Source organism: Hydrogenobaculum sp. (genome assembly GCF_049967395.1).
GTDB lineage: Bacteria > Aquificota > Aquificia > Aquificales > Aquificaceae > Hydrogenobaculum.
This window is the reverse complement of record NZ_JBMFST010000049.1, coordinates 5,216-10,487: the sequence shown is the minus strand read 5'-3', so window position 1 is coordinate 10,487 and position 5,272 is coordinate 5,216. Positions and strand designations below refer to the sequence as shown.

At 34.0% G+C, this 5,272-nt stretch carries 7 protein-coding genes; 5 read left to right on the top strand and 2 right to left on the bottom strand.

The window, feature by feature from the left end:
* Positions 1 to 89 precede the first annotated feature (89 nt).
* Genes ruvX through ACP5S8_RS06905 form a run of 5 tightly spaced genes read left to right on the top strand, consistent with a single transcriptional unit; the run spans position 90 to position 4,079 of the window.
* Complete coding sequence (gene ruvX / locus ACP5S8_RS06925; protein WP_461876237.1) at positions 90 to 461, top strand: Holliday junction resolvase RuvX; 372 nt, start codon at positions 90 to 92, stop codon at positions 459 to 461.
* Complete coding sequence (mltG, locus tag ACP5S8_RS06920) at positions 445 to 1,389, top strand: endolytic transglycosylase MltG (RefSeq protein ID WP_461876236.1); 945 nt, start codon at positions 445 to 447, stop codon at positions 1,387 to 1,389. Before ruvX ends, mltG begins: the two co-directional genes overlap by 17 nt.
* Before the next feature lies 1 nt (position 1,390).
* On the top strand, positions 1,391 to 2,131 hold the full coding sequence (locus tag ACP5S8_RS06915) for a DNA polymerase III subunit delta' (RefSeq protein WP_461871232.1): 741 nt from the start codon (positions 1,391 to 1,393) through the stop codon (positions 2,129 to 2,131).
* A gap of 29 nt (positions 2,132 to 2,160) precedes the next feature.
* Positions 2,161 to 3,018 carry an SDH family Clp fold serine proteinase gene (locus ACP5S8_RS06910; protein WP_461876235.1) on the top strand — a complete coding sequence of 286 codons (858 nt, stop codon included), beginning with the start codon at positions 2,161 to 2,163 and terminating at the stop codon, positions 3,016 to 3,018.
* The gene (locus tag ACP5S8_RS06905; protein WP_461876234.1) at positions 3,018 to 4,079 is read left to right on the top strand and encodes an LptF/LptG family permease; all 1,062 of its coding nucleotides are present in this window, start codon (positions 3,018 to 3,020) and stop codon (positions 4,077 to 4,079) included. The genes ACP5S8_RS06910 and ACP5S8_RS06905 overlap by 1 nt, the downstream gene beginning before the upstream one ends.
* Here the strand turns inward: ACP5S8_RS06905 and lpxD are convergent.
* Positions 4,076 to 5,050 carry a UDP-3-O-(3-hydroxymyristoyl)glucosamine N-acyltransferase gene (gene lpxD, locus ACP5S8_RS06900; RefSeq protein ID WP_461876232.1) on the bottom strand — a complete coding sequence of 325 codons (975 nt, stop codon included), beginning with the start codon at positions 5,048 to 5,050 and terminating at the stop codon, positions 4,076 to 4,078. The two genes, ACP5S8_RS06905 and lpxD, sit on opposite strands and share 4 nt — an antisense overlap.
* Positions 5,047 to 5,272: OmpH family outer membrane protein (locus tag ACP5S8_RS06895; RefSeq protein WP_461876231.1), on the bottom strand; the 226-nt coding region annotated here is incomplete at its 5' end. The genes ACP5S8_RS06895 and lpxD, both read right to left, overlap by 4 nt.

Here is a 5,272-nt window from a genome sequence, read left to right as displayed (position 1 = left end):
TGTATTTGATAGGGATAGAGTTTAGCAAAGAGAAGAAGAATATAGTTAGTTTTGAGTGGGAGAAGGTGTAAAGAGTAGAAAAAGATATTATGATGCTTGGCATAGATTACGGAACAAAAAAGATAGGACTTGCTTTAGGAGATAAAAATCTAAAGATATACAAACCCTTTAAGATAATACAAAACGATAAAAATCTGATAGAAAATCTAAAGAAAATAGTAAAATCCTACCGCGTAGATTTGATAGTGCTTGGATACCCACTCACACCCTCTGGAAAAGAAGGCCAAAGGGCTAAGAAGGTAAAAAAGTTTTATGAGCTTTTAAAAAAAGAGTTAAACATAGAAATAGTATTACAAGATGAAAGATACACAACTCTTGAAGCTAAAAGCTTAAGCGATGAAAAAGAGATAGACCACATAAGTGCCTATATAATATTAAAAGAGTATGCAGAAAACCTATAAACAAATATCTTTTATAATTTTTGGCACTGTGCTTATCTTTGGTTTCTGGCTTTTAAGACCTCATATAGTAAATAAAACAATAGATATATACGGGCTAAACAAAGAAGAGGCTATAGACAAACTCTCAAGAAACGGCATAGCAAACAAATACATATTGGAAGCTCTTCTTGATATTACACACGCTCATATAAAATATGGAGAGTATAGGTTTAAAGGGCTTGTGAGCCCTTTTGAAGTGTATAGAAAGCTAACAAGAGGAGAGTTTTTGCTTCATAAAATCACAATACCAGAAGGTTTTGATATATACGATATAGCAAATAGACTTCAAGAAAACGGCGTATGCTCTAAAAAAGCGTTTTTAAAGTACGCCAAAGATAAATCTTACGCCAACAAGCTCGGTCTAAAATCAGATGGTTTTGAAGGATATTTGTTTCCAGATACATATTTTTTTTACAAGCATGAAAACCCAAAAGATATAATATACATGATGTATCAGGATTTTAAAGAAAAGATGAAAGAAAATCATTTAAAACCCACCAAAGACCAGATTATAATAGCTTCTATAGTGGAAAAAGAGGCTAAGTATTTGAAAGATAAACCGCTTGTAGCATCTGTAATATACAACAGACTTAAAAAAGATATGCCACTTCAGATGGATTCTACCGTGGTTTATGCTTTGAAAATAGAAGAAAAATGGAACGGCACTCTCACCAAGAAAGACCTTTCCATAAAAAGCCCCTATAACACGTATCTTGTAAAAGGGCTTCCTCCAACCCCTATTTGCAATCCCGGTATCAACTCTATAAAAAGCGCCATATACCCTGCAAAATCTAATTACCTTTACTTTGTAAGCGATAAAGCTGGCAATATCTATTTTAATAAAAGCCTAAAAAACCATATAAAAACTGTAAAAAAAGTGGAAGGATAACATGAACGCAAAAGAATTTTTAGAAAAAGTACAACTAAATCAAAGAATACCTACTTCTACCCTTATCGTATCCACAAAAAAAGACGTAGAAAAACTAGCTCTCTCTTATGCAAAGGGTATTCTCTGTGAAAAAAAGCACCCGTGGGGCTGCGGAGAGTGTTACAGTTGTAAGATATTTTACGAAAAGCATCCAGACTTCATGTGGATAGGAAAAGAAAATTCTATAAAGATAGATGACGTAAGAGAAATATCAAATTTTGCCAACCTAAAACCAAACTACAGTCCACACAAAGTATGCCTTATAACAAACGCGCAAAACATGTTAAAAGAAGCCTCAAACGCCCTTCTGAAAACCTTAGAAGAACCGCCTTCTTACCTAAAATTTATCATCACCGCAGATTCTCTGTCAAGCATAATACCTACGATAGTATCAAGGTCTATTGTTTTAGAGCTTTTTGAAAGAAAAACTTCAAAACACCCTCTATGCGACAAGCTTATCTCAAAACGCTTTTATGAAACTATCCCTCAAATAGACAACATAAAAGATGTTAAAGAGAAAGAAGAGCTTTTAGATTGCTTAATAGAAAAGCTAGAGCAACATATGTTAAAAATTGGCTTCAACGAAGATATAGACAAGGCTATTAAAAGCTTAAACACTACCAAAAGAGCACTTTCAAGAGGAATAAGACTAAGCCTTTGGCTTACCACTATATTAAGCCCTATAGTAGATGAGCAATTCTAAATTTATTTTAAGTATGGTATAATATCAATATGAATGCAAATCAAGATATAGGTGGGGTTTTTAATTTATTTTGGTTTTTGTTTATATTTTTCTTTGTAGTATGGCCTTTTTGGAAAAGAAGCCTTTTAAATAGAGAAAGAGAGGCAATGATAAGGCTTATAGAAAAAAAATATAACGCTAGAGTCATCACGATGATTCATAGACAAGAGGGGTTGTCATTTTTTGGATTCGCCTTTATGAAATTTATAAACATAGAAGACTCTGAACAGGTGCTAAGAGCCATAAGAATGACTCCAGAAGATATGCCTATCGTTATGATACTTCATACCCCTGGGGGATTGGCGTTGGCTGCCTCTCAAATAGCTAGCGCCTTGGCAAGACATAAGTCAAAAGTTATGGTCATAGTTCCTCACTATGCTATGAGCGGGGGAACTTTGATAGCGCTTTCCGCCGATGAGATAGTGATGGACCACAACGCCGTTTTAGGGCCCGTTGACCCACAGATAGGGCAAATGCCAGCTGCTTCTATATTAAAGGTGCTTGAGACGAAAAAACCAGAAGATATAGACGATGAAACCATGATAATGGCCGATGTGTCTAAAAAAGCTATTGAGCAAATGAAAAGCTTTGTATATGAGCTTTTAAAGAAAAAAGGACATTCTGATGAGGTTGCAAAAAAGATAGCAGAGGATTTATCCACTGGCAAATTTACGCATGATTATCCTCTTGATGTAGACCAGCTAAAAGCTATGGGGTTAAACATAAACACCGATGTGCCAGAAGAGGTTTATGAGCTTATGGAACTTTACGACCAACCCACCAACTCTCAGGTACCATCTGTCCAATACATACCTATTCCTTATAAAACCGCCCAACAAAAAAAATAATGCTTTTAAGATTTATAACAAAGCGCTTTTTGCTTGCTATATTCTTGGTTTACCTATCTATTCTAGCAATATTTTTTATATATCAAATCTCAAATTTTTTTATTACATATCATATGAAAAGCCCAAAAATACTTTTTCAAACAATATTAAACTTTTTACCGATAGTACTTTTTTACACTGCTACCATCAATGTATCCATATCGGTTTTTGTATCAAGTCACTACTTAAAAAGGATAAAGATGTTTTTGGTGCCTCAAAGCTTTGGAATACCGATAAGCTATATATTTAAGCCCTTTATCGTAGTAAGTCTTTTAGTATCTTTTGGAAATTTGATATTAAACGAATTTTTTATACCAAACGCCACAAAAGAACTAAAATACATAGAGCACGTCTATAAAAAAAATCAAAAATACGAGCTTGGAATAGCTAGAAATCTCTGGATAGCAAAAGAAAAAAACAACGAAAAAACCTTCATAGGAACATCTTTAGCCACGTCAAACGGCTTATTTTACAACATAAAAATTATAAATGTCAAAAACGACAAATTTAACTATATAATAAAAGCTAAAAAAGCTGTAGTAAAAAACGGTTACATGGATTTAGAACAAGGAATAGAAACATCTTTTAGCCCATTTAAAGAGACGTATTTTCAAACATTACACCTTAAAACAGAAATAGATCCAAAAGACTTGAACCTTTGGATAAAAACTCCAGACGAGCAATCTCTTACAGAGCTTGTCAAAACCGCTATCGTAATGAGGAAAGAAGGATTAAACACGTTTCCATATATATCAACGTTTATATTTAAACTAGAATTTTCTTTTTTGCCTTTTCTGATGGTGTGCATAGCGTCTTTTTATATAGCTAAAAGCCAAAATACGATAGATTGGTATAAGGCTTTTTTATGGCATGCTTTTTTATTTGGTATAGGTATAGCAATACCTTACAGCTTATCTTCCAAAACAAACATAAATCCCACGTTTTTTGTATTGATATTCATATTTATGAGTTTTTACGCTTTAAAAAGAGTTTTTGATATACAAAGAGCAAACTGGTTTTAAAGTTTATTCAGCTTCTTCAAGATGTCTGGAAGCTTTAGCAAAGATACGTAAACTCTTTTCCACTTGTTCCACTCTATAGATGGTAGGTTTGCACCGTAAGTGTTGTTTGAGGGAAGATCGTAGGCAACACCAGATTTTGCAGCTACTTTTACGTTTGAGCCTATATTTACGTGGTCCGCCACTCCCACTTGTCCAGCAAGTATTGAATTATCCCCTATGTTGACGCTACCCGAAAGTCCCACTTGAGATACCAAAAAGCAGTTTTGACCAATCTTACAATTGTGTCCTATCATCACTAGGTTGTCTATTTTTGTAGATTTACCTATAATAGTGCTATCAAGAAGCGCTCTATCTATAGTGGTATTTGCCCCTATTTCTACATTATCTTCTATAATAACGTTTCCTATATGGTTTAGTTTTTTAATGCCTTCTGGCCCTACAGCGTATCCAAATCCATCAGCTCCTATCACAGCCCCTGAATGTATTATTACATTTTTACCTATAACGGTATTCTTGTATATATGGACTCCGCTATACAAAACACTGTTATCTCCTACAATAGTGTTATCTCCTACATAAGTAAAAGGATATATTAAGACGTTATCACCTAAGCTCACATTTTTACCTATATAAGAAAAAGGGCCTATATAAACATTTGTTCCGACAGATACACCTTCTTCTAAAAAAGCCTTGTCCGATATTCCTCTTGGTTTTTCGCTTTTATAAAGAGCATCAAGGACTATAGCCATTGCATATTTTAAATTTTGCACCTTTATAAAATTTGGAGCTTGTAAGTCCATCTCTGATATATAAACTATATCTTGTTTAAAAGTTATATCTTTATGTTTTTCATCCACAAACACTATGGTATTTGGCTTTTGAGATAAAACAGAACTAACACCGATGATGTCTATGTCAACAATGTAGTTTGAAACGCCCCCAAGCAAGGAGGCTATTTCAGATAATTTCATTTGTGTGCGCTATCTAAGGTTTTTATAATAGATGATGTTATATCGAGATTGCCAGTATAAAGCATTTGGTTGCAGTCAAAAACCCCATCTAAGTTATGAGATTTTGCATAAGATGTAACCGCATTTTTAAGCGCTTCGGTGAACTCTTTACCTGCCTTTTCTTGCATAGCTTGAAGCTCTTTTTGAGCGTCTTGCTGATATTCCAAAGCTTTTAGTCTTACG

Excerpts from the sequence above, each read along its gene's own strand:
- mltG (WP_461876236.1), top strand. The coding sequence starts at position 445 with ATGCAGAAAACCTATAAACAAATATCTTTTATAATTTTTGGCACTGTG.
- ruvX (WP_461876237.1), top strand. The coding sequence starts at position 90 with ATGATGCTTGGCATAGATTACGGAACAAAAAAGATAGGACTTGCTTTA.
- ACP5S8_RS06910 (WP_461876235.1), top strand. The coding sequence starts at position 2,161 with ATGAATGCAAATCAAGATATAGGTGGGGTTTTTAATTTATTTTGGTTT.
- lpxD (WP_461876232.1), bottom strand. The coding sequence starts at position 5,050 with ATGAAATTATCTGAAATAGCCTCCTTGCTTGGGGGCGTTTCAAACTAC.
- ACP5S8_RS06915 (WP_461871232.1), top strand. The coding sequence starts at position 1,391 with ATGAACGCAAAAGAATTTTTAGAAAAAGTACAACTAAATCAAAGAATA.
- ACP5S8_RS06905 (WP_461876234.1), top strand. The coding sequence starts at position 3,018 with ATGCTTTTAAGATTTATAACAAAGCGCTTTTTGCTTGCTATATTCTTG.